Origin of the sequence: Streptomyces sp. NPDC048696 (genome assembly GCF_043198895.1) — a bacterium.
Lineage (GTDB): Bacteria > Actinomycetota > Actinomycetes > Streptomycetales > Streptomycetaceae > Streptomyces.
This window is the reverse complement of sequence record NZ_JBICVJ010000009.1, coordinates 1-23,023: the sequence shown is the minus strand read 5'-3', so window position 1 is coordinate 23,023 and position 23,023 is coordinate 1. Positions and strand designations below refer to the sequence as shown.

General features: G+C 71.1%; 23 protein-coding genes. 20 read left to right on the top strand and 3 right to left on the bottom strand.

The features are described from left to right. Nucleotides 1-28: 28 nt before the first annotated feature. Complete coding sequence (locus ACGFRG_RS20010; protein ID WP_361430318.1) at nucleotides 29-715, bottom strand: DUF2470 domain-containing protein; 687 nt, start codon at nucleotides 713-715, stop codon at nucleotides 29-31. A gap of 243 nt (nucleotides 716-958) precedes the next feature. On the opposite strand from ACGFRG_RS20010, the gene rpsD reads away from it, so the two are divergent. After that, nucleotides 959-1,573, top strand: a complete 615-nt coding sequence (rpsD, locus tag ACGFRG_RS20005; RefSeq protein ID WP_188271528.1) for a 30S ribosomal protein S4 — start codon at nucleotides 959-961, stop codon at nucleotides 1,571-1,573. A gap of 14 nt (nucleotides 1,574-1,587) precedes the next feature. Here rpsD and ACGFRG_RS20000 read toward each other — a convergent pair whose 3' ends face one another. Beyond that, complete coding sequence (locus tag ACGFRG_RS20000; protein ID WP_393265648.1) at nucleotides 1,588-3,744, bottom strand: ATP-binding protein; 2,157 nt, start codon at nucleotides 3,742-3,744, stop codon at nucleotides 1,588-1,590. Between the two features lie 161 nt (nucleotides 3,745-3,905). Here ACGFRG_RS20000 and ACGFRG_RS19995 point away from each other — a divergent pair, with 161 nt between their 5' ends. The 14 genes from ACGFRG_RS19995 to nusB all read left to right on the top strand — a co-directional run bounded on the left by ACGFRG_RS19995 (nucleotide 3,906) and on the right by nusB (nucleotide 17,342). Further along, nucleotides 3,906-4,328 carry a DUF948 domain-containing protein gene (locus tag ACGFRG_RS19995; RefSeq protein WP_188271526.1) on the top strand — a complete coding sequence of 141 codons (423 nt, stop codon included), beginning with the start codon at nucleotides 3,906-3,908 and terminating at the stop codon, nucleotides 4,326-4,328. Between the two features lie 7 nt (nucleotides 4,329-4,335). After that, nucleotides 4,336-4,662 carry a DUF6167 family protein gene (locus tag ACGFRG_RS19990; protein ID WP_361430229.1) on the top strand — a complete coding sequence of 109 codons (327 nt, stop codon included), beginning with the start codon at nucleotides 4,336-4,338 and terminating at the stop codon, nucleotides 4,660-4,662. Next, nucleotides 4,662-7,331 (top strand): alanine--tRNA ligase, encoded by a 2,670-nt coding sequence (gene alaS, locus ACGFRG_RS19985; protein WP_361430227.1) that lies wholly within the window; start codon nucleotides 4,662-4,664, stop codon nucleotides 7,329-7,331. The genes ACGFRG_RS19990 and alaS overlap by 1 nt, the downstream gene beginning before the upstream one ends. Next, entirely contained in the window at nucleotides 7,331-7,795 is a 465-nt protein-coding gene (gene ruvX, locus ACGFRG_RS19980; RefSeq protein ID WP_361430225.1) for a Holliday junction resolvase RuvX, read from the top strand. Before alaS ends, ruvX begins: the two co-directional genes overlap by 1 nt. A 101-nt stretch (nucleotides 7,796-7,896) precedes the next feature. Next, nucleotides 7,897-9,621, top strand: coding sequence for an endolytic transglycosylase MltG (gene mltG / locus ACGFRG_RS19975; protein ID WP_393265642.1), 1,725 nt, complete (start codon nucleotides 7,897-7,899; stop codon nucleotides 9,619-9,621). Between the two features lie 5 nt (nucleotides 9,622-9,626). Continuing rightward, the gene (locus ACGFRG_RS19970; protein ID WP_361430316.1) at nucleotides 9,627-10,463 is read left to right on the top strand and encodes a shikimate dehydrogenase; all 837 of its coding nucleotides are present in this window, start codon (nucleotides 9,627-9,629) and stop codon (nucleotides 10,461-10,463) included. Nucleotides 10,464-10,697: 234 nt separating this feature from the next. After that, complete coding sequence (gene aroC, locus ACGFRG_RS19965; protein ID WP_361430222.1) at nucleotides 10,698-11,882, top strand: chorismate synthase; 1,185 nt, start codon at nucleotides 10,698-10,700, stop codon at nucleotides 11,880-11,882. After that, the gene (locus tag ACGFRG_RS19960) at nucleotides 11,879-12,397 is read left to right on the top strand and encodes a shikimate kinase (RefSeq protein WP_361430220.1); all 519 of its coding nucleotides are present in this window, start codon (nucleotides 11,879-11,881) and stop codon (nucleotides 12,395-12,397) included. Before aroC ends, ACGFRG_RS19960 begins: the two co-directional genes overlap by 4 nt. Beyond that, on the top strand, nucleotides 12,394-13,488 hold the full coding sequence (aroB, locus tag ACGFRG_RS19955; RefSeq protein ID WP_361430219.1) for a 3-dehydroquinate synthase: 1,095 nt from the start codon (nucleotides 12,394-12,396) through the stop codon (nucleotides 13,486-13,488). The genes ACGFRG_RS19960 and aroB overlap by 4 nt, the downstream gene beginning before the upstream one ends. Continuing rightward, nucleotides 13,485-13,925: a type II 3-dehydroquinate dehydratase gene (gene aroQ, locus ACGFRG_RS19950; protein ID WP_361430218.1), complete on the top strand. Its 441-nt coding sequence runs from the start codon at nucleotides 13,485-13,487 to the stop codon at nucleotides 13,923-13,925. The genes aroB and aroQ overlap by 4 nt, the downstream gene beginning before the upstream one ends. 148 nt (nucleotides 13,926-14,073) lie before the next feature. After that, complete coding sequence (locus tag ACGFRG_RS19945; RefSeq protein ID WP_393265637.1) at nucleotides 14,074-14,940, top strand: Pro-rich N-terminal domain-containing protein; 867 nt, start codon at nucleotides 14,074-14,076, stop codon at nucleotides 14,938-14,940. 236 nt (nucleotides 14,941-15,176) lie between these two features. Beyond that, nucleotides 15,177-16,283, top strand: coding sequence for a M24 family metallopeptidase (locus ACGFRG_RS19940; RefSeq protein ID WP_393265634.1), 1,107 nt, complete (start codon nucleotides 15,177-15,179; stop codon nucleotides 16,281-16,283). A 58-nt stretch (nucleotides 16,284-16,341) separates the two neighbouring features. Further along, nucleotides 16,342-16,908, top strand: coding sequence for an elongation factor P (gene efp / locus ACGFRG_RS19935; protein ID WP_361430215.1), 567 nt, complete (start codon nucleotides 16,342-16,344; stop codon nucleotides 16,906-16,908). A gap of 2 nt (nucleotides 16,909-16,910) precedes the next feature. After that, nucleotides 16,911-17,342 carry a transcription antitermination factor NusB gene (nusB, locus tag ACGFRG_RS19930; RefSeq protein WP_361430214.1) on the top strand — a complete coding sequence of 144 codons (432 nt, stop codon included), beginning with the start codon at nucleotides 16,911-16,913 and terminating at the stop codon, nucleotides 17,340-17,342. 182 nt (nucleotides 17,343-17,524) lie between these two features. On the opposite strand, the gene bldD is transcribed toward nusB, so the two are convergent. After that, entirely contained in the window at nucleotides 17,525-18,025 is a 501-nt protein-coding gene (bldD, locus tag ACGFRG_RS19925) for a transcriptional regulator BldD (protein WP_067155757.1), read from the bottom strand. 227 nt (nucleotides 18,026-18,252) lie between these two features. On the opposite strand from bldD, the gene pyrR reads away from it, so the two are divergent. The 5 genes from pyrR (at nucleotide 18,253) to carA (ending at nucleotide 22,937) form a co-directional block, all read left to right on the top strand. Further along, complete coding sequence (pyrR, locus tag ACGFRG_RS19920) at nucleotides 18,253-18,828, top strand: bifunctional pyr operon transcriptional regulator/uracil phosphoribosyltransferase PyrR (RefSeq protein WP_361434157.1); 576 nt, start codon at nucleotides 18,253-18,255, stop codon at nucleotides 18,826-18,828. A gap of 95 nt (nucleotides 18,829-18,923) precedes the next feature. After that, nucleotides 18,924-19,910 (top strand): aspartate carbamoyltransferase catalytic subunit, encoded by a 987-nt coding sequence (locus tag ACGFRG_RS19915; RefSeq protein WP_393265628.1) that lies wholly within the window; start codon nucleotides 18,924-18,926, stop codon nucleotides 19,908-19,910. 2 nt (nucleotides 19,911-19,912) lie between these two features. Further along, nucleotides 19,913-21,199: a dihydroorotase gene (locus ACGFRG_RS19910; RefSeq protein ID WP_361434161.1), complete on the top strand. Its 1,287-nt coding sequence runs from the start codon at nucleotides 19,913-19,915 to the stop codon at nucleotides 21,197-21,199. Continuing rightward, on the top strand, nucleotides 21,196-21,786 hold the full coding sequence (locus ACGFRG_RS19905; RefSeq protein ID WP_361434163.1) for a hypothetical protein: 591 nt from the start codon (nucleotides 21,196-21,198) through the stop codon (nucleotides 21,784-21,786). The genes ACGFRG_RS19910 and ACGFRG_RS19905 overlap by 4 nt, the downstream gene beginning before the upstream one ends. Then, complete coding sequence (carA, locus tag ACGFRG_RS19900) at nucleotides 21,783-22,937, top strand: glutamine-hydrolyzing carbamoyl-phosphate synthase small subunit (RefSeq protein ID WP_361434165.1); 1,155 nt, start codon at nucleotides 21,783-21,785, stop codon at nucleotides 22,935-22,937. Before ACGFRG_RS19905 ends, carA begins: the two co-directional genes overlap by 4 nt. Nucleotides 22,938-23,023: the final 86 nt, after the last annotated feature.

Below are 23,023 nucleotides of genomic sequence, written 5' to 3'. Positions count from 1 at the left end.
CCCCGCGCCCGCCCCGGTCGCCGTGCCCTCAGCCCTCCGCCGCCTCGAACAGCCGCCGCATCGCGCGCCGCAGCCCCGTGAGGTCCGTCACCGGCTCCGGGAACTCGAAGCGCGCGTCGAAGCAGCGCCCGGCGCGGTCCTGGAAGCGCACGCGCAGCCCGAACCGGTCGAGCGCCAGCGGCGTGACCGATTTCATCTCCTCCGGGCCCTGCCGCACCAGGCCGCACAGCGACCGCACCTGTTCCCCGTGGGAGGCGTGCAGGTGTTGCAGGAGCTCGCTCTCGTGGGACGCCAGCGGATCGGGCTCGGCGGCGGTGAACTCCTCGGGCGCCACCGATGTCGCGCCCCACAGGTCGTCCACGTACGCCTCGTTCACCTCCAGCCGGAGCGTCATGCTGCCGGGCGGGGCCAGGCCCGGGACCCGGGTGAGCCAGCCGGTGATCCAGGCGCGGCCGCGGATGCGGTGGGGGACGGCGACCGGCGCCACGTCGGTGAGCTCCAGGACGGCCGGGAGCTCGTCGTCGTGGGCGTGGGTGGCGGCGCGTACGGCGGGCGAGTCGGCGGGGAAGAGCAGGAACAGATCGCCGTCCGGGCCCACATTGCGCAGCCTCGGCTCCAGCTGGTCCGGACGGGCGCCGTCGAGGCCGGTGATGAGCAGCACCGACGAGCAGGTACTATGTACGAGAGTTCGTGTGCGCTCGGCTGCTGACGGCATCCGCGCGATATCAAGTCCGCTGGGACGCGGCTGACCACGATCTGATCGGACCTCCGTCACGTGACCGGTGGCATGCTGCGCACCGGTACCGGCCCCCTTGTGCGGGTCGGTGGAGCCGACCCCTTCTGCGGGTTCGGCCTTCTTCGTGCTGTCCGTGATGTGACTGGTGTTCCCCGGACGAGACATACGATCTCCTTGAGTAAGGTGAGCCTAACCTAACCCAACCATGGAGGTTTGGAGAACGTGCCTAACCAGTCGCGTCCCAAGGTCAAGAAGTCTCGTGCGCTCGGCATCGCGCTGACGCCGAAGGCCGTCAAGTACTTCGAGGCCCGTCCGTACCCGCCGGGCGAGCACGGCCGTGGCCGCAAGCAGAACTCGGACTACAAGGTCCGTCTGCTGGAGAAGCAGCGTCTGCGCGCCCAGTACGACATCTCTGAGCGTCAGATGGCGCGTGCCTACGACCGCGCCAAGAAGGCCGAGGGCAAGACGGGCGAGGCGCTGGTCGTCGAGCTTGAGCGTCGCCTCGACGCCCTGGTCCTGCGTTCGGGCATCGCCCGGACCATCTACCAGGCCCGCCAGATGGTCGTCCACGGCCACATCGAGGTCAACGGTGGCAAGGTCGACAAGCCGTCGTTCCGTGTCCGTCCGGACGACGTCATCACCGTCCGCGAGCGCAGCCGTGCGAAGCACCCCTTCCAGGTTGCCCGCGAGGGTGGCTACGCCGGCGAGGGCGAGACCCCGCGCTACCTCCAGGTGAACCTGAAGGCCCTGGCCTTCCGCCTGGACCGTGACCCGAACCGCAAGGAAATCCCGGTCATCTGCGACGAGCAGCTCGTCGTCGAGTACTACGCCCGCTGAGTCAGGCGCAGTATTCAGCGCTCCGCGCTTCGGCCCGCCGTCCCCTCGCTCCGCACGGAGCGGGAGGCGGCGGGCTTCCGCGTTGTCGGAGCCGGTTCGCCGTGCGGAGCGGGGACCTCCGCCACGGCGTCCTCGCCGCCCGAGCCGGTCAGCGCCCGCGCCACCGCCTCGTCCGGGTCGAGCCCCGTACCCCGCTGCCGGAACGTCTCGTACGCGCCGTCCCCCAGCCGCTCGCGCGCCCGCCGCTCGCACAGCACATGCGCCGCGTTGAAGGACGCCGAGCCGAACAGCGGCAGCCCCACCGACGGCCAGATCCGCTCGGCCGCGCCCTGGAGCACCGCCGCCTGGGCCGGGTCGCCGCCGTCCACCGCGACCAGGGCCAGCAGCTCAAGGGCCAGGACCGTGCCCAGCAGGTCATGGAAGGCATGGTCGATCTCCAGGCACTCCAGGAGCAGCCGCCGCGCCCCGCCGAGGTCCTTGGCGTGCCAGGCCGCGTACCCGAGGACGTACAGCGCGTACGCGAGGGCCCAGCGCTCCCCGTGCTCCGCGCAGATCTCCACCACGTGCTCGCACATCACGACGGCCTCGTCCAGATGGCCCCGGAAGGCCACCGCCAGCGCGAGCTCGACGCGCGCCATCAGCACATTGCTGTTGAGCTCGCCGATCTCCTCGTACTGTGCGAGCGCCGCGCGCAGCAGCTCCTCGGCGCGCGGCATGTCGTCGCAGACCAAGGCCAGACAGCCGGTCCGGTGCACCGCGTACGCCCGCGCCACCAGGTCGCCGGTGCGCTCGGCGTCCTCGCGGCACTCGTGCAGCGCCGCGATCGCCGCCACCGTGTCGCCGCGCAGCACCGAGACATAGCCGAGCACCCACAGGGCCTTGAGCCGGGCGCCGTCGTGGTCGCCGCCCTCGGCCTCAAGCACCAGGCCCAGCCAGTGCCTCCCCTCGGCCAGGCGCCCGCAGCCGACCCAGCAGAACCAGAGCGTCCCGGCCAGGTACTGGGCCAGATGCGTGTCCCGCTCCGAGTCGAGCGAGTAGTCCATCGCGGCCCGCAGATTGGGCAGTTCGGCCTCCACCCGCACCGCGACCTCCGCCTGGCACGGGCTGAACCAGTCCAGCTCGCACCAGGTGGCCAGGCCCAGATACCAGTCCCGGTGGCGCCGGTGCAGCCGGTCGGCGTCCCCGGTCGCCGCCAGCCACTCGGCCCCGTACTCCCGTACGGTGTCGAGCATCCGGTAGCGCACGCCCGCCGGGCCGTCCTCGCGCACCACCAGCGAGTGGTCCAGGAGCTCCTGCAGTACGTCGAGCACGTCCTCGGGCGGCAGATCCGGGCCGACGCAGATGTACTCGACGGCCTCCAGGTCGAACTGCCCGGCGAAGACCGAGAGCCGCGCCCACAGCAGCCGCTGCGGCGGGCTGCACAGCTCATGGCTCCAGCCGATGGTGGTGCGCAGCGTCTGGTGGCGTGCCACGGTTCCGCGTCCGCCGCAGGTCAGCAGGCGGAAGCGGTCGTCCAGGCGGTGCAGCACCTGCTCGATGGAGAGCGCGCCCAGGCGTCCGGCCGCCAGTTCCAGGGCGAGCGGAATCCCGTCGAGGCGCCGGCACACCTCCCGCACGGCCGTCGGCTCGTCGGCGGGTGCCGGCAGGGCGCCGCCGGCCCGGTCGGTGAAGAGCGCCACCGCGTCCTCGTCGTCCATCGGGGCCAGCGCGAGCAGCCGCTCCCCGTCGAGCCGCAGCGGCAGCCGGCCCGCGGCAAGCACGCGCAGGCCGGGGGAGCGGCGCAGCAGCGCGCACACCAGCTCCGCGCAGGCGTCCACCAGTTGCTCGAAGCCGTCCAGGACGAGCAGCGGGGCGCGTTCCGCGAGGTGGTCCAGGAGGGTGCGGCGCGGCGGGCGGGTGGTGTGGTCGGTGAGGCCCAGCGCCTCGACGACCGCGTGGTCGAGCAGGTCCGGGTCGGTCACCGTGGACAGATCCGCCAGCCACACCCCGTCGCAGTAGCGTTCCTGCGCCGCCGCGACGGCGGCCGCGCGCAGCGCCAGGCGGGACTTGCCGACGCCGCCGACCCCGACCACGGTGATCAGCCGCGCCTGGCCCAGCAGCCCGTCCAGGGCGGCCAGTTCACGTTCTCGCCCGACGAAGCCGTTCAGCTCCGACGGCAGATTGGAGCGCATGGGACACGCAGAGTACTCAAGGGTGTGCACTGCGTACAATCGTCCTGCCGGACTCCGCTCCCGTGACGCCCTAATGCGGTAGGGGGCAAGACCCTCGGCGCGATAGGGTCGGGGGACAACTTTTTCTTTGTCCGACGGTCAAGGCGCAGGGAGCGGTGCAAGTGTCCGGTGGAGAGGTGGCCGGGATCCTGGTGGCCGTCTTCTGGGCGATCCTGGTGTCCTTCCTCGCCGTAGTCCTCGTGAGGCTGGCCCAGACGCTGAAGGCGACCACCAAGCTGGTGGCGGACGTGACCGAACAGGCCGTCCCGCTGCTCGCGGACGCCTCCTCGGCGGTGCGCTCGGCGCAGACCCAGCTGGACCGGGTCGACGCCATCGCCTCGGACGTCCAGGAGGTCACCTCCAACGCGTCGGCGCTCTCCACCACGGTCGCCTCGACCTTCGGCGGCCCCCTGGTGAAGGTCGCGGCCTTCGGGTACGGGGTGCGCCGGGCCATCGGACGGAAAACCGGGCCCGCCGAGCCGCCTCGCACGGTGATCGTCGGGCGGACTCTGCCGTCCGCGCGGCGGAGCAAGCGAAAGGGCTGACGCTGCGATGTTCCGCCGTACGTTCTGGTTCACCGCGGGCGCCGCAGCCGGTGTGTGGGCCACCACCAAGGTCAACCGGAAGCTGAAGCAGCTCACCCCGGAGTCCCTGGCCGCGCGCACCGCCGACAAGGCGATCGAGGCGGGCCACAAGCTGAAGGACTTCGCGCTCGACGTGAAGGCCGGCATGGTCCAGCGCGAGTCCGAACTCAACGACGCGCTGGGCCTCGCCGCCCCCAACGTGCATGAACTCCCGGCGCAGCGCCGCCTCGCGGCACTCGACCACCCCAAGCAGCAGTACAAGACGATCTCGTACAACCGGAATGAGGACCACTGATGGAGTCGGCTGAAATCCGCCGCCGCTGGCTGAGCTTCTTCGAGGAGCGCGGGCACACCGTCGTCCCTTCGGCGTCGCTCATCGCGGACGACCCGACTCTGCTCCTCGTCCCCGCGGGCATGGTGCCGTTCAAGCCCTACTTCCTGGGTGAGGTCAAGCCCCCGGCGTCCACGCTGACCAGCGTGCAGAAGTGCGTGCGCACCCCGGACATCGAAGAGGTCGGCAAGACCACCCGCCACGGCACGTTCTTCCAGATGTGCGGCAACTTCTCCTTCGGCGACTACTTCAAGGAAGGCGCCATCAAGTACGCCTGGGAGCTGCTGACCAGCTCCGTGGCGGACGGCGGCTACGGCCTGGAGCCGGAGAAGCTCTGGATCACGGTCTACCTCGACGACGACGAGGCCGAGGCCATCTGGCGCGACAAGATCGGCGTCCCCGCCGAGCGCATCCAGCGCCTGGGCAAGAAGGACAACTTCTGGTCCATGGGCGTCCCGGGACCGTGCGGCCCCTGCTCCGAGATCAACTACGACCGCGGCCCCGAGTTCGGCGTTGAGGGCGGCCCGGCCGTCAACGACGAGCGGTACGTGGAGATCTGGAACCTGGTCTTCATGCAGTACGAGCGCGGTGCGGGCGACGGCAAGGAGGACTTCCCGATCCTCGGCGACCTGCCGTCGAAGAACATCGACACCGGTCTGGGTCTCGAACGCCTCGCCATGATCCTCCAGGGCGTACAGAACATGTACGAGACCGACACCCTGCGCGTGGTCATGGACAAGGCCACCGAACTGACGGGTGTCCGCTATGGCGCCGCCCACCACACGGACGTCTCGCTGCGTGTGGTCGCCGACCACATCCGTACGTCCACGATGCTCATCGGCGACGGCGTCACGCCCGGCAACGAGGGCCGCGGCTACGTCCTGCGCCGCATCATGCGCCGCGCCATCCGCAACATGCGCCTGATGGGCGCCACCGGCCCGGTCGTCCAGGACCTGATCGACGTCGTGATCACCACGATGGGCCAGCAGTACCCGGAGCTCATCACCGACCGCAAGCGCATCGAGACGGTCGCGCTCGCCGAAGAGGCCGCCTTCCTCAAGGCCCTCAAGGGCGGCACCAACATCCTGGACACCGCCGTCACCGAGACCAAGGCCGCCGGCGGCACGGTCCTGGCCGGCGAGAAGGCCTTCCTGCTCCACGACACCTGGGGCTTCCCGATCGACCTCACCCTGGAGATGGCCGCCGAGCAGGGCCTTTCCGTGGACGAGGACGGCTTCCGGCGCCTGATGAAGGAGCAGCGGGAGCGCGCCAAGGCGGACGCCAAGGCCAAGAAGACCGGCCACGCCGACCTGTCCGCCTACCGCGAGGTGGCCGACAACTCGGGCGAGACCGACTTCACCGGCTACACGCTCACCGAGAACGAGTCGACGGTCGTCGGCCTGCTCGTCGACGGCGTCCCCTCGCCCGCCGCCTCCGAGGGCGACGAGGTCGAGGTCGTCCTGGACCGCACCCCGTTCTACGCCGAGGGCGGCGGCCAGCTCGCCGACCAGGGCCGTATCAAGCTCGACACGGGCGCGGTCATCGAGATCCGCGATGTGCAGAAGCCGGTCCCGGGCGTCCACGTCCACAAGGGTGTCGTCCAGGTCGGCGAGGTGACGGTCGGTGCCTCGGCCTACGCCGTGATCGACATCAAGCGCCGCCGCGCCATCGCCCGCGCCCACTCCGCCACGCACCTGACCCACCAGGCCCTGCGCGACGCGCTCGGCCCGACGGCCGCCCAGGCCGGTTCGGAGAACTCGCCGGGCCGCTTCCGCTTCGACTTCGGCTCGCCCGCCGCCGTTCCCGGCACGGTCCTCACCGACGTCGAGCAGAAGATCAACGAGGTCCTCTCGCGTGAGCTGGACGTCCAGGCCGAGGTCATGTCGATCGACGAGGCCAAGAAGCAGGGCGCCATCGCCGAGTTCGGCGAGAAGTACGGCGAGCGCGTGCGCGTGGTCACCATCGGCGACTTCTCCAAGGAGCTGTGCGGCGGTACGCACGTCGGCAACACCGCCCAGCTGGGCCTGGTGAAGCTGCTCGGCGAGTCCTCGATCGGCTCCGGTGTGCGCCGCATCGAGGCCCTGGTCGGCGTGGACGCGTACAACTTCCTGGCCCGTGAGCACACGGTCGTCGCCCAGCTCCAGGAGCTGGTCAAGGGCCGTCCCGAGGAGCTGCCGGAGAAGATCGCCGGCATGCTCGGCAAGCTCAAGGACGCCGAGAAGGAGATCGAGAAGTTCCGCGCCGAGAAGGTGCTGGCCGCCGCCGGCGGGCTCGCCGAGGGCGCCAAGGACGTCCGGGGCGTGGCCCTGGCCATCGGTCAGGTGCCGGACGGCACCTCCGCCGACGACCTGCGCAAGCTCGTCCTCGACGTGCGCGGCCGCATTCCGGGCGACCGCCCGGTGGTCGTGGCGCTCTTCACCACGGCCAACGGCCGCCCGCTCACCGTCATCGCCACCAACGAGGCCGCCCGTGAGCGCGGTCTCAAGGCCGGTGACCTGGTCCGTACCGCTGCCAAGACCCTCGGCGGCGGTGGCGGCGGCAAGCCGGACGTCGCCCAGGGCGGCGGCCAGAACCCGGACGCGGTGGGCGAGGCCATGGCCGCCGTCGAGCGCCTCGTCGCCGAGACGGCCTGATGCGCCGAGGACGCCGCCTCGCGGTCGACGTCGGGGACGCCCGGATCGGGGTCGCCTCGTGCGACCCCGACGGGGTGCTCGCCACGCCGGTGGAGACCGTGCCGGGACGTGACGTCCCGGCCGCCCACCGGCGGCTGCGCCGGCTCGTCGAGGAGTACGAGCCCATCGAGGTGGTCGTGGGGCTGCCTCGCTCCCTCAGCGGGGGCGAGGGCCCGGCGGCCGTCAAGGTCCGTAAATTCGCGCAGGAGATGGCGAAGGGCATCGCGCCGATTCCGGTCCGGCTCGTCGACGAGCGGATGACGACGGTGACGGCCACTCAGGGACTGCGCGCCTCCGGCGTGAAGTCGAAAAAGGGCCGGTCGGTCATCGATCAGGCGGCCGCGGTGATCATTCTTCAGACCGCGCTTGAGGCCGAACGGGTGTCAGGGAGACCGCCGGGCGAGGGCGTCGAAGTGGTTATCTGATCGCGATACGGTAACGTTCCGCGCGATGCGGCGACATTCGAACAGCTGCCGCACAGCGGAAGAGGCGGACCGTCCGGATGCCTCGCGGCTCTAGGGGACCGATGACTGAGTATGGCCGGGGCGCAGGCTCCGAACCGTGGCATCCCGAGGATCCTCTGTACGGGGACCAGGGGTGGAGGGCGCAGCAGGCTGCCTCCGGTCAGGCTCCGTACGGCGACCAGCAGGCGCAGCAGCAGTACGCCCAGCAGCATCAGCAGTACCAGCAGCAGCACCCGCACCAGGTACAGCATCAGCAGCACCCGCAGGACCCGTACGCGCAGCAGCATCAGCAGAATCAGCACCAGCAGCAGGCGCAGCAGCAGTACGGCGGGCAGCCCCAGCAGGGTTACCCGCAGGAGCAGTACGTACCGCAGGGTCAGTACAACGCGGGATGGGACACCGGCCAGCAGGCGGCCATGCCCTACGCCGGACAGCAGCCGGAGGGCTACACCGGCTACGGCGCCGAGACGCAGGACCACTACGGCACGCCCGAGGCGTATCCGCCGCCGCAGCCGCCGAATCAGCGCACGACGGTGCCGGAGCAGGCGCCCGAGTGGACGCCGCAGGAGCCGGAGCTCGAACCGGAGCCGGAGAAGGAGACGCATCCCTTCTTCACCGACGGCGCCGAGGCCGATGGCGACGAGGACGAGGAGCGCTCGTCCCGGCGCGGCGGCGGCGACCGGCGGGGCAAGGGCAAGGGGAAGAAGAAGGGCAAGAGCGGGCGCGCCTGTCTCGTGCTCGTCGTCGTCTTCTCGCTCGGTGTCGGCGGCGCCGGGTATTTCGGCTACCAGTTCTGGCAGAAGAAATTCGGTGCGGCCCCCGACTACGTCGGAACCGGCTCCACCCCGATTCAGGTGGAAATTCCCCAGGGCGCCGGCGGATACGAGATCGGCAGCATTCTGGAGAAGGCCGGAGTGGTCAAGAGCAAGGGTGCTTTCGTCTCGGCCCAGAACGACAATCCCAAGGGCAAGACCATTCAGGCGGGCGTCTACACGCTCAACAAGGGAATGTCGGCGGCGAACGCGGTCGCGGCCATGCTGAACCCCGCCAGCCGCAGCAACTTCATCATTCCCGAAGGCAAGCGGAACGCCTGGGTCTACGAGCAGATCGACAAGCGCCTCGAACTCAAGCCGGGTACGACCAAGGACGTCGCGAAGGCGCAGGCGAAGAATCTCGGGCTGCCCGACTGGGCGAACGACAACAAGGAGATCCAGGATCCGCTGGAAGGGTTCCTCTACCCGGCCAGCTACCCGGTCGCCAAGGGCGCCAAGCCCGAGGACGTGCTGCGCAAGATGGTCTCGCGCGCCAACACCGAGTACGCGAAGGTCGACCTGAAGGGCATGTCGGTCAAGCTGGGCCTGAAGTCGCCGCTCCAGGTGATCACGGTCGCGAGCCTCGTCCAGGCGGAAGGCAAGTACAAGCACGACTTCGACAAGGTCGCGCGGGTCGTCTACAACCGCCTCAAGCCCAACAACACCGAGACCTACGGCCTGCTCGACTTCGACTCCACGGTCAACTACGCAAAGAGCGAATCGACCCTGGACACCGGTGCGGTCAAGCATCTGCGCGACTTCCACCACCCGTACAACACGTATTACATCCACGGTCTGCCGCCCGGTCCGATCGGCAACCCCGGTGAGTCCGCGCTGCATTCCGCGCTCAACCCGACGCCCGGCCCGTGGTACTACTTCGTCTCCGTCACCGAGGACGAGACGCTGTTCGCGGTCACCAACGCGGAGCAGAACGAGAACCGCAGGAAGTACGAACAGGGGAAATCCGGCCAGTGAGTTCCGTGAGCCAGGAGAGCGGTGCGCGCCGGGCGGCCGTACTGGGATCGCCCATCGCGCATTCGCTCTCCCCGGTGCTGCACCGCGCCGCCTATCGGGAACTCGGCCTCGGCCACTGGTCGTACGACCGTTTCGAGGTGGACGAGGCCGCTCTTCCCGGATTCATCGACGGGCTCGACAGTTCCTGGGCGGGGCTCTCGCTCACGATGCCGCTGAAGCGGGCGGTCATCCCGCTGCTCGACGGCATCAGCGACACCGCCTCCTCGGTGGAGGCGGTGAACACCGTCGTCCTCACGCGCGACGGGCGCCGCTACGGCGACAACACCGACATCCCCGGCATGCTCGCCGCACTGCGCGAGCGCGGCGTCGAGCGGGTCTCCTCGGCCGCCGTCCTGGGCGCGGGAGCCACCGCCTCCTCGGCGCTGGCCGCCCTCGCCCGTATCTGCACGGGCGAGGTCACCGCGTACGTCCGCAGCGCGGCCCGCGCCGATGAGATGCGCGGCTGGGGCGAGCGGCTGGGCGTCGCCGTCCGCATCGCGGACTGGGCGGACGCGGCCGGGGCCTTCGAGGCGCCGCTCGTCGTCGCCACCACCCCGGCGGGCACCACCGACGCGCTCGCGGCGGCCGTCCCCGAGCACCCCGGAACGCTCTTCGACGTCCTGTACGACCCGTGGCCGACCGCGCTCGCGGCCGCCTGGGCACAGCGCGGCGCTCCGGTCGTCGGCGGCCTCGACCTCCTGGTCCACCAGGCGGTCCTCCAGGTCGAGCAGATGACCGGCGCGGAGCGGGCCCCGCTGGCCGCCATGCGCAAGGCCGGCGAGGCGGCACTGGCCGCCCGCTGAGAGCCTGTCTTTGAACCCCCGTCGTCCGCACGCCGATCGCACGCACCGGGCGTCGCAGCGCAGGCGGGGGGTTCAAAGACAGGCTCTGAGTGTCCGGCCAGCGGATTCCGCGTCCGCCTGCTGGACCTGGGGCCGGGTCATCGATCCGGACATGGGAGGATCAGGGTGGCGGGCCAGGGCCGCGCACCCGGTCGCGCCGTCGCAGTTCCAGGCGCGAGCATGAGGAGCACACCGTTGAGCAGGTTGCGCTGGCTGACCGCCGGGGAGTCCCACGGTCCCGCACTTGTCGCGACGCTGGAGGGCCTTCCCGCCGGCGTGCCGATCACCACGGAGATGGTGGCCGACCACCTGGCCCGGCGGCGCCTGGGCTATGGGCGTGGCGCGCGGATGAAGTTCGAGCGTGACGAGGTCACGTTCCTGGGCGGCGTCCGCCACGGCCTCTCCATGGGTTCGCCGGTGGCGATCATGGTCGGCAACACCGAGTGGCCCAAGTGGGAGCAGGTCATGTCGGCCGACCCCGTGGACCCCGAGATCCTCGCCGACCTCGCCCGCAACGCCCCGCTGACGCGGCCCCGCCCGGGGCACGCGGACCTGGCGGGCATGCAGAAGTACGGCTTCGACGAGGCGCGTCCGATCCTGGAGCGCGCCAGCGCCCGCGAGACCGCCGCGCGCGTGGCGCTCGGCGCGGTGGCCCGCTCCTACCTGAAGGAGACGGCCGGGATCGAGATCGTCTCGCACGTGGTCGAACTGGCCGCCGCGAAGGCGCCGTACGGCGTCTACCCCACCCCCGCCGACGTCGAGAAGCTGGACGCCGACCCGGTGCGCTGCCTGGACGCGGACGCCTCGAAGGCGATGGTCGCCGAGATCGACCAGGCCCACAAGGACGGCGACACCCTCGGCGGAGTGGTCGAGGTCCTGGCCTACGGCGTGCCCGTCGGCCTCGGCTCGCACGTCCACTGGGACCGCCGGCTGGACGCCCGTCTCGCCGCCGCCCTCATGGGCATCCAGGCGATCAAGGGCGTCGAGGTCGGCGACGGCTTCGACCTCGCGCGCGTGCCCGGCTCCAAGGCCCACGACGAGATCGTCCACACGCCCGAGGGCGTCAGGCGCACCTCGGGCCGCGCCGGCGGCACCGAGGGCGGTCTGACCACCGGTGAGCTGCTGCGCGTCCGGGCCGCGATGAAGCCGATCGCGACCGTGCCGCGCGCGCTGGCCACCATCGATGTCGCCACCGGCGAGGCCGCCAAGGCGCACCACCAGCGCTCCGACGTGTGCGCCGTCCCGGCCGCCGGGATCGTGGCCGAGGCCATGGTCGCGCTCGTCCTCGCGGACGCGGTGGCGGAGAAGTTCGGCGGCGACTCGGTCCCCGAGACCCGCCGCAACGTCCGGTCCTACCTCGACAATCTGCAGATCCGGTGAGCACCGGTCCGCTGGTCGTCCTGATCGGCCCGATGGGCTCCGGCAAGTCCACCGTGGGCGCGCTGCTCGCCGAGCGGCTCGGCGCGCCCTACCGGGACACCGACGCCGACATCGTGGCCGCCCAGGGCCGCGCGATCGCCGACATCTTCGTCGACGAGGGCGAGGCGCACTTCCGTGAGCTGGAGCGGGAGGCGGTCCGTGCCGCCGTCGCCGAGCACACGGGCGTGCTCGCCCTCGGCGGCGGCGCGATCCTGGACGCCGCCACGCGCGCGCTGCTCGCGGGCCGGCCGGTCGTCTATCTGTCGATGGACGTCGAGGAGGCGGTGAAGCGGGTCGGCCTCAACACCGCCCGCCCGCTCCTCGCGGTCAACCCGCGCCGCCAGTGGCGCGAACTGATGGACGCCAGGCGCCATCTGTACACCGAAGTCGCCCGGGTCGTCGTCGCGACCGACGACCGCACCCCCGAAGAGGTCGCCCAGGCGGTCCTCGACGCACTGGAGCTGAAATCCGCATGAGCGAGCAGGCACCCACCCGGATCCACGTCGGCGCCAGCGCCGGGGCGGACCCGTACGACGTGCTGGTCGGCCGCAACCTCCTCGCCGAACTCCCCGGCCTGATCGGCACCAAGGCGCGCAAGGTCGCCGTCATCCACCCGGAGGCGCTGGCCGGCACCGGCGACGCCATCCGCGAGGACCTGGCCGCCCAGGGCTACGAGGCCATCGCCATCCAGGTGCCCAACGCCGAGGAGGCGAAGACCTACGAGGTCGCCGCGTACTGCTGGAAGGCGCTCGGCCAGTCCGGGTTCACCCGGAGCGACGCGGTCGTCGGCGTCGGCGGCGGCGCCACCACCGACCTCGCGGGCTTCGTCGCCGCGACCTGGCTGCGCGGGGTGCGCTGGATCTCGGTCCCGACCACCGTGCTCGGCATGGTCGACGCGGCCGTCGGCGGCAAGACCGGCATCAACACGGCCGAGGGCAAGAACCTGGTGGGCGCCTTCCACCCGCCCGTCGGCGTGCTGTGCGACCTCGCCGCGCTCGACTCGCTGCCGGTCCACGACTACGTCTCCGGCATGGCCGAGGTCATCAAGGCGGGCTTCATCGCCGACCCGGTCATCCTCGACCTCGTCGAGGCCGACCCGGCGGGCGCCCGCACCCCCGAGGGCCCGCACACGGCCGAGCTCATCGAGCGCGCGATCCAGGTGAAGGCCGACGTCGTCTCCAGCGACCTCAAGGAGGCGGGGCTGCGCGAGATCCTGAACTACGGGCACACCCTCGCGCACGCCATCGAGAAGAACGAGCGCTACAAGTGGCGCCACGGCGCCGCCGTCTCCGTCGGCATGGTCTTCGCCGCCGAACTCGGCCGCCTCGCCGGGCGCCTGGACGACGCGACGGCCGACCGCCACCGCTCGATCCTGGAGTCGGTGGGCCTGCCGCTCACCTACCGCGGCGACCAGTGGCCCAAGCTGGTCGAGAACATGAAGCTGGACAAGAAGTCGCGGGGCAGCCTGCTGCGCTTCATCGTCCTGGACGGCCTCGCCAAGCCGACCGTCCTGGAGGGCCCGGACCCGTCGGTGCTGCTCGCCGCGTACGGGGAGGTGTCGGCGTGAGCCGCCGCGTCCTGGTGCTGAACGGCCCCAACCTGGGCCGCCTCGGCTCGCGCGAGCCGGACGTCTACGGAGCGACCACGTACGCCGGTCTCGTCGAGGTCTGCGAGTCGTTGGGCAAGGAGCTCGGCTTCGACGTCGAGGTCCGCGAGACCAACGACGAGGGCGACATGATCCGCTGGCTGCACGAAGCGGCCGACGGAAAGATTCCGGTCGTTCTCAACCCGGGCGCGTTCACCCACTATTCGTACGGAATGCGGGACGCTGCCGCCCAGCGCACCGCCCCGCTCATCGAGGTGCACATCTCGAACCCGTACACACGTGAGGAGTTCCGTCACACTTCCGTGGTGGCGGCCGTGGCCAGCGGCACCGTCGCGGGCTTCGGCATCGGCTCGTACCGCCTGGCACTGCGCGCGCTCGCCGACGAACTCGGCGGCTGAGCGGGCACCTTCGCCGCGCCCCGGCCGTTCACACTGCGACGGCCGGGGAAGGTACGGTTCTGGACCGGGACGCCATGGGGGGTCCCTCGGGCCGCGGGGGAGCGCCCGGACCAGCACCAGTTGCCTGTACGAGACGGAGTGGCACCGGATGCAGCACGAAGCGGGGGCTCCGCTTCCGCCGCCTCACGCCCCGGGGCACGGACCGGGCGCCGAATGGGCCCTCGGCGCCCACCAGCCGACGGTCCACGACGCCCACCAGCCCCCGGCCCACGGTGCCCCGCCGCCACCGCCACCGCCCCCGTTCCCCGGCCCGCCGCAGTCCGCGCCGCCGGCACCGGGCTGGCACGCTCCGGCGCCCCTGCACGCGCCCGCAGCGCCGTCGCGCGACACCACCGGGCACGTCACGCTGCCGCCGGGCGGGCCCGTCCCGCTGCCGCAGGCACCCGAGGGCACCGGGGTCACCACGCTCGCCGTGCTGCTCATAGGCCCGGCGGGCGCGGGCAAGACCACGGTCGCCCGCTACTGGGCCCAGCACCGCCGCGTCCCCACCGCGCACATCAGCCTCGACGACGTACGCGAATGGGTCTGCGCGGGTTTCGCGGATCCGCAGGCGGGGTGGAACGACCACTCCGAGGCGCAGTACCGCCTGGCCCGCCGCACCTGCGGCTTCGCCGCGCGCAACTTCCTGGCCAACGGCATCTCCTGCATCCTCGACGACGCGGTCTTCCCGGACCGCCCGGTCGTCGGCCTCGGCGGCTGGAAGCGCCACGTGGGCCCCGGCCTGCTGCCCGTCGTCCTCCTGCCGGGCCTGGACATCGTCCTGGAACGCAACGCCGAACGCTCCGGCAACCGCCGCCTGTGCGACGAGGAGGTCGCGGGCATCCACGGCCGCATGGCGGGCTGGTACGGCTCCGGCCTCCCCATCATCGACAACTCCCAATACGACGTCCCCACAACGGCCCGCCTCCTGGACGACGTCCTGGCAAGGGCGATAGCAAGCCCACCGAGCTGGTAGCCGCGCCCCTTGGGGCCCGAAGGGCCACGCAAGGGGCGCGGGGAACTGCGCGACCAGCCACAGACGCCCCGCGGACGTCCCGCGACCGAAGCGACCCCCACGCACCTGCGAAAAGGCCCGACGACATCAGCCAAACCCAGCCGGTCCGGCGACTGAGGACGACCCGGCCACCGGGCCGGCCCCCGGTCGGACGCGCTGGAACAGCCAACCCCCCGCCCCCCAAATACGCTCGACCCATGTCAGACGTGTACGCGGCCCGCCGCGCCTGGCTGCGCGACCGCTGCGCGGCCGCCGGCAGCGCCGCGGCCCTGGTCTCCCGCTCGGCCAATGTCCGCTATCTCGCGGGCGGTGCCCCGCCCGGCGCCGTGCTGCTGCTCGGCCCGGCCGAGGACGTACTGCTGTGCCCGCGCACGCCCACCGGCGACCTCGTCGAGGGGCGGCTCGACGAGCATCTGCGGATCACCGTGCTGCCCACCCCCGCGGGCGACCCGGCGGTGGCGGCCGCCGATCTCGCCCAGGCGTCCGGCGCCGACTCGCTGAGCGTCGAGGAGCACGACCTGACCGTGGTGCGCCACCGCGCGCTCGGCTCGGTGGCGCCCCGGCTGCTCCTGGGCGACCTCGGGGGAGCGGTCGAGCAGCGGCGGCTCGTCAAGGACGAGGAGGAGATCGCCTGTCTGCGCATCGCCGCCGAGATCACCGACCAGGCGCTCGGCGAGCTCCTGGAGTCGATCCTGGTGGGCCGCACCGAACGCCATCTCGCCCTGGAGCTGGAGCGCCGCCTGGTCGACCACGGCGCCGACGGCCCGGCCTTCACCACATCGGTGGGCACCGGCCCCAACTCCGGGCGCGGCGGCCACCGCCCCTCGGACCGCCGCGTCGAGGAGGGCGATTTCCTCTCCGTCTGCCTGGGCGCCACCTATCGCGGCTACCGCTGCGAGATCGGCCGTACGTTCGTCATCGGGACGACCCCGGCCGACTGGCAGATCGAGCTGTACGAGGTCGTCTTCGCCGCTCAGCGGGCCGGCCGGGAGGCGCTGGCGCCGGGCGCGGAGTACCGGGCGGTGGACCGCGCGGCGCGTCAGGTGCTGGACGCGGCGGGGCACGCGGAGGGCCTCGGAGCGCGCACCGGACACGGCGTCGGCCTCGAAATCGACGAGGACCCGCAGCTCGCACCTGGAGCCATGGGTAAACTGGACGCTTGCGTGCCGGTCACCGTCGAACCGGGGGTCCACCTCCCGGGCCGGGGTGGTGTCCGACTCGATGACACGCTCGTCGTCCGTCCCGAGGCGGATGGCGGGCCAGAGCTACTCACCATTACGACCAAGGAACTGCTCGCGCTCTAGTACCACTGTGCCGCGCACCCTCGGTCCCACCAGCTTCAGTCCAGGAGATTCCGCAACCGTGGCTTCCACGAACGACCTCAAGAACGGCATGGTGCTCAAGCTCGACGGGGGCCAGCTCTGGTCCGTCGTCGAGTTCCAGCACGTCAAGCCCGGCAAGGGCCCGGCCTTCGTGCGCACCAAGCTCAAGCACGTGCTCTCCGGCAAGGTCGTCGACAAGACGTTCAACGCCGGTACGAAGGTCGAGACGGCCACCATCGACCGCCGCGACATGCAGTTCTCCTACATGGACGGCGAGTACTTCGTCTTCATGGACATGGAGACGTACGACCAGCTGCACATCGACCGCAAGAACGTCGGTGACGCCGCCAACTTCCTGATCGAGGGCTTCACCGCCTCCGTGGCGCAGCACGAGGGCGAGGTGCTCTACGTCGAGCTCCCGGCCGCCGTCGAGCTCGTCATCCAGGAGACCGAGCCGGGTGTCCAGGGCGACCGCTCCACCGGTGGCACCAAGCCCGCCATCCTGGAGACCGGCTACCAGATCCAGGTCCCGCTCTTCATCACCACCGGTGAGAAGGTCAAGGTCGACACCCGCACCAGCGACTACCTCGGCCGGGTGAACAGCTAACCGTGGCTGCCCGGAACAAGGCGCGCAAGCGCGCCTTCCAGATCCTCTTCGAGGCCGACCAGCGCGGTGAGTCCGTGCAGACGGTCCTCGCGGACTGGGTGCGCCACTCGCGGTCCGACGACCGTCAGCCGCCGGTCAACGAGTACACGATGGAGCTCGTCGAGGGGTACGCGCGGCATGTGGCGCGGATCGACGACCTGATCTCCACGTACGCCGTCGACTGGACGCTCGACCGCATGCCGGTCGTCGACCGGAACATCCTGCGGCTCGGCACGTACGAGCTGGTGTGGGTGGACGAGACGCCGGACGCCGTCGTCATCGACGAGGCGGTGCAGCTGGCGAAGGAGTTCTCCACGGACGACTCTCCCGCCTTTGTGAACGGGCTGCTGGCCCGTTTCAAGGAGCTCAAGCCGAGTCTTCGCCGGGACGCCTGAGCCTCGGCTCACCCGGCTCGCGATGGGCCCGCCGTACGCACGTACGACGGGCCCATCGGCGTACCCGCAGGCGGGCGCGGGAAGCCGTCCGGGAGCACCGTCAGCAAAACGCCGCCGGCCCGGCCCGATCCCTTGGGGATCGGCCCGGCCCGGCGGCACGTTTCTGCTGAGGTGTCGGCGTGTCAGTTGTCCTCGTGGGCGACCGCGCGGCGCGCGTCCGCGTCGAGGACGCCCCAGCTGATCAGCTGCTCGGTGAGAACCGAGGGCGACTGGTCGTAGATGACCGCCAGGGTGCGCAGGTCGTCCTGACGGATCGACAGCACCTTGCCGTTGTAGTCACCTCGCTGGGACTGGATCGTCGCCGCGTACCTCTGCAGCGGGCCCGCCTTCTCCGGCGGGACGTGGGCAAGACGCTCAAGGTCGAGGACGAGCTTCGGCGGCGGCTCGGCCGCGCCGCCGGGCGTGGTGCCCGGAAGCAGCTCCTGGACCGGGACCCCGTAGAAGTCCGCCAGCTCGGCGAGGCGCTGGACGGTCACGGCACGGTCGCCGCGCTCGTACGACCCGACCACTACGGCCTTCCAGCGGCCCTGGGACTTCTCCTCCACGCCGTGGAGGGAGAGGCCCTGCTGGGTGCGGATGGCGCGGAGCTTGGCCCCGAGCTGTTTTGCGTATTCGCTGGACATATAGCTCCCCGGACGCTGGAACACTTTTCGGCTCCGCCGCGTGGCGGTAACTCACTGTGAGGTTACGCAGCGTTACTTGGCTGCGTCAAGCCGAATGGTCCATACCCCCACCCCAGACGGGTGACGACCCCGTGTGAGGACCGGGGAATGCCCTGGTACCGTGGACGGAGTAATTCCGACGTCCTTTAAGGTCCGTCCCGTGAGGCGGAGAAGGAGGTCCGTTTCCTATGGACACGCACCAGACCGATGCGGCGCGCCCCGTGCTTGAGGGCCCCGACATCGCACGGGTACTGACCCGTATCGCCCATGAGATCGTCGAACGCGCCAAGGGCGCCGACGATGTGGTGCTCCTCGGCATTCCCACCCGCGGCGTCTTCCTGGCCCGCAGGCTGGCCGACAAGCTCGAAGAGATCACCGCGGGCAAGATCCCGGTCGGCTCCCTCGACATCACCATGTACCGGGACGACCTGCGCATGCACCCGCCGCGCGCGCTGGCCCGCACCGAGATCCCCGGTGACGGTGTCGACGGCCGCCTGGTCGTCCTCGTCGACGACGTGCTCTTCTCCGGCCGCACCATCCGCGCCGCGCTCGACGCGCTGAACGACATCGGCCGCCCGCGCGCCGTGCAGCTCGCGGTCCTCGTCGACCGCGGCCACCGCGAACTTCCGATCCGCGCCGACTACGTCGGCAAGAACCTCCCGACGTCGCTGCGGGAGACGGTCAAGGTCCTGCTCGCCGAGGAGGACGGCCGCGACGCCGTGCTGCTCGGCGCCAAGCAGGCCGCTCCGGCCGGCGAGCAGTAAGCCACCTTCCGTACGGAGTACGGGTCGCACCGTCCCGTACGGCACTTCTGCGCGCCCGCATGCCCAGACCTCCACAAACCTGGAGAAGAACCCAGATGAAGCGTCACCTCATCTCGGCCGCCGACCTCACCCGCGACGACGCCGTGCTCATCCTCGACACCGCCGAAGAGATGGCCCGGGTCGCCGACCGGCCGATAAAGAAGCTCCCCACCCTGCGCGGCCGTACCGTCGTCAACCTCTTCTTCGAGGACTCCACCCGCACCCGGATCTCGTTCGAGGCCGCCGAGAAGCGGCTGTCCGCGGACGTCATCAACTTCACCGCCAAGGGCTCCTCGGTCTCCAAGGGCGAGTCCCTGAAGGACACCGCCCAGACGCTGGAGGCGATGGGCGTGGACGCCGTCGTCATCCGCCACGGCGCCTCCGGCGCGCCCTACCGGCTCGCCACCTCCGACTGGATCGACGCGGCCGTCATCAACGCCGGCGACGGCACCCACCAGCACCCCACCCAGGCCCTGCTCGACGCCTTCACCATGCGCCGGCGCCTGGTCGGCCGGGACGCCGGGCTCGGCCAGGACCTGGCCGGCAAGCGCATCACGATCGTCGGCGACGTGCTGCACAGCCGGGTGGCCCGCTCCAACGTCGACCTGCTGCACACGCTGGGCGCCGAGGTCACCCTGGTGGCCCCGCCCACCCTGCTGCCCGTCGGCGTCGACCACTGGACCTGCGACGTCAGCTACGACCTCGACAGCGTGCTGCCGAAGTCCGACGCGGTGATGATGCTTCGTGTGCAGCGCGAGCGGATGAACGCCGCCTTCTTCCCGACCGAGCGCGAGTACTCGCGGCGGTACGGGCTCGACGGCGAGCGCATGGCCAAGATGCCCGAGCACGGCATCGTGATGCACCCCGGCCCGATGGTCCGCGGCATGGAGATCACGGCCGAGGTCGCCGACTCCGACCGCTGCACCGTCATCGAGCAGGTCGCCAACGGTGTGCACACCCGGATGGCCGTCCTGTACCTGCTTCTGGGCGGCAACGAGTCCGCCGTCAGTCACGCCCGCCCCGTCGATTCGGAGACCAAGTAACCATGAGCAAGATCCTTATCCGTGGCGCGAAGGTACTCGGCGGCGACGTCCAGGACGTCCTGATCGACGGCGAGACGATCGCCCAGGTCGGCACCGGCATCGACGCCCAGGACGCGACGGTCATCGAGGCCGACGGCCAGATCCTGCTCCCCGGCCTCGTCGACCTGCACACCCATCTGCGCGAGCCGGGCCGCGAGGACTCCGAGACGGTCCTCACCGGCACCCGGGCCGCCGCGCGCGGCGGGTACACCTCCGTCTTCGCCATGGCCAACACCTTCCCGGTCGCCGACACGGCGGGCGTCGTCGAGCAGGTCTGGCGGCTCGGCCGCGAGCACGGCTACTGCGACGTGCAGCCCATCGGCGCCGTCACCGTGGGCCTGGAGGGCAAGCAGCTCGCCGAGCTCGGCGCCATGCACGACTCGGCCGCCGGGGTCACCGTCTTCTCCGACGACGGCAAGTGCGTCGACGACGCCGTGATCATGCGCCGCGCCCTGGAGTACGTGAAGGCGTTCGGCGGCGTCGTCGCCCAGCACGCCCAGGAGCCCCGGCTGACCGAGGGCGCCCAGATGAACGAGGGCGTCGTCTCGGCCGAGCTCGGGCTCGGCGGCTGGCCGGCCGTCGCCGAGGAGTCGATCATCGCGCGCGACGTGCTGCTCGCCGAGCACGTCGGCTCGCGCGTCCACATCTGCCACCTGTCGACCGCGGGCTCGGTCGAGATCGTGCGCTGGGCCAAGTCGCGCGGCATCGACGTCACCGCCGAGGTCACCCCGCACCACCTGCTCCTCACCGACGAGCTGGTCCGCTCGTACAACCCGGTCTACAAGGTGAACCCGCCGCTGCGCACCGAGGCCGACGTGATGGCGCTGCGCGAGGCGCTGGCCGACGGCACGATCGACATCGTCGCCACCGACCACGCCCCGCACCCGCACGAGGACAAGGACTGCGAGTGGGCCGCGGCCGCCATGGGCATGGTCGGCCTGGAGACCGCGCTCTCGGTCGTGCAGCACACCATGGTCGACTCCGGCCTCCTCGACTGGGCGGGCGTCGCCGACCGCATGTCGGTCAAGCCCGCCCGCATCGGCGGCGCCGAGGACCACGGCCGCCCCGTCTCGGCAGGCGAGCCCGCCAACCTCACGCTGGTGGATCCGGCATACCGTGGTCCCGTGAACCCCGCGGGCTTCGCCTCCCGCAGCCGCAACACCCCGTACGAGGGCCGTGAGCTGCCGGGGCGCGTCACCCACACCTTCCTGCGGGGCAGGGCGACGGTCGTGGACGGGAAGCTGGCATGACACCTGCAGTCTTCAATCTCGGCGTACAGACGCTGGCCGCTGAGCAGAAGTCGGCCGAAGTGACGCACTGGGGGGCCCGGATCGCCTGGGTCGTCGGCGTGCTGATCTTCGTGGGCTTCGTGTACTGGCTCATGCGCCAGGGCTGGAAGTGGCGCGGCACCCTCCAGTCGGACCTGCCGGAGCTGCCCGCCGTGCCCAAGGCGACCGGCCCGGCGACACTGAGCATGAGCGGCCGCTACCACGGCTCCACCACGGCCGGGCAGTGGCTCGACCGGATCGTCGCGCACGGTCTGGGCGTCCGCAGCAAGGCCGAGCTCACCCTGTCGGCCGAGGGCGTGCACGTCGTACGGCCCGGGGCGAACGACTTCTTCATCCCGGCCGAGGCACTGCGCGAGGCCCGGTCCGAGAAGGCCATCGCCGGAAAGGTGCTCCCGGAGGGCGGCCTGCTGGTCGTCACCTGGGCCCACGGCGACAAGCTGATCGACTCGGGCTTCCGGTCCGACCAGGCATCCGAGCACGCCGCCTGGATCGAGGCCATCAACTCCATGAACCACCCCACCACCACGACGGAAGGCGCCGCACGATGACGACCTCCAAGCCGGGAATCGCCTCGCAGAGAAGGGCAGCTCCCGCAGTACTCGTCCTGGAGGACGGCCGCACGTTCCGCGGCCGCGCCTACGGGGCCACGGGGGTGACGTTCGGCGAGGCCGTGTTCTCCACCGGTATGACCGGCTACCAGGAGACGCTGACCGACCCGTCGTACCACCGCCAGGTCGTCGTGATGACCGCGCCGCACGTCGGCAACACCGGCGTCAACGACGAGGACCCCGAGTCGCAGCGGATCTGGGTCGCCGGTTACGTCGTACGCGACCCCGCCCGCGTCCCGTCCAACTGGCGCGCCCAGCGCTCGCTCGACGAGGAGCTGCGCCACCAGGGCGTCGTCGGGATCTCCGGCATCGACACCCGCGCGCTCACCCGCCATCTGCGCGAGCGCGGCGCGATGCGCGTCGGCATCTTCTCCGGCAACGCGCTGCCCGACGAGGGCACGATGCTCGCCGAGGTGCGCCAGGCGCCCGAGATGCAGGGCGCGGACCTCTCCGCCGAGGTCGCCACCAAGGAGGCGTACGTCGTCCCCGCGATCGGCGAGAAGAAGTTCACCGTCGCCGCCGTCGACCTCGGCATCAAGGGCATGACCCCGCACCGGATGGCCGAGCGCGGCATCGAGGTGCACGTGCTGCCCGCGACCGCCACGGTCGAGGACGTGTACGCGGTGAACCCGGACGGTGTGTTCTTCTCCAACGGCCCGGGCGACCCGTCCACCGCCGACGGCCCGGTGGCCGTGATGCAGGCGGTCCTGGAGCGCAAGACGCCGCTCTTCGGCATCTGCTTCGGCAACCAGATCCTGGGCCGCGCGCTGGGCTTCGGCACGTACAAGCTGAAGTACGGCCACCGCGGCATCAACCAGCCCGTGCAGGACCGCACGACCGGCAAGGTCGAGGTCACCGCGCACAACCACGGCTTCGCCGTCGACGCCCCGCTCGACAAGGTCTCCGACACGCCCTACGGGCGTGCCGAGGTCTCCCACGTCTGTCTGAACGACCAGGTCGTCGAAGGCCTCCAGCTGCTCGACCAGCCGGCCTTCAGCGTCCAGTACCACCCCGAGGCGGCCGCCGGCCCGCACGATGCCGCGTACCTTTTCGACCGCTTCGTTTCCCTGATGGAGGGCCAGCGTGCCTAAGCGCTCCGATATCCAGTCCGTTCTGGTGATCGGCTCTGGTCCGATCGTGATCGGTCAGGCTGCCGAGTTCGATTATTCCGGGACTC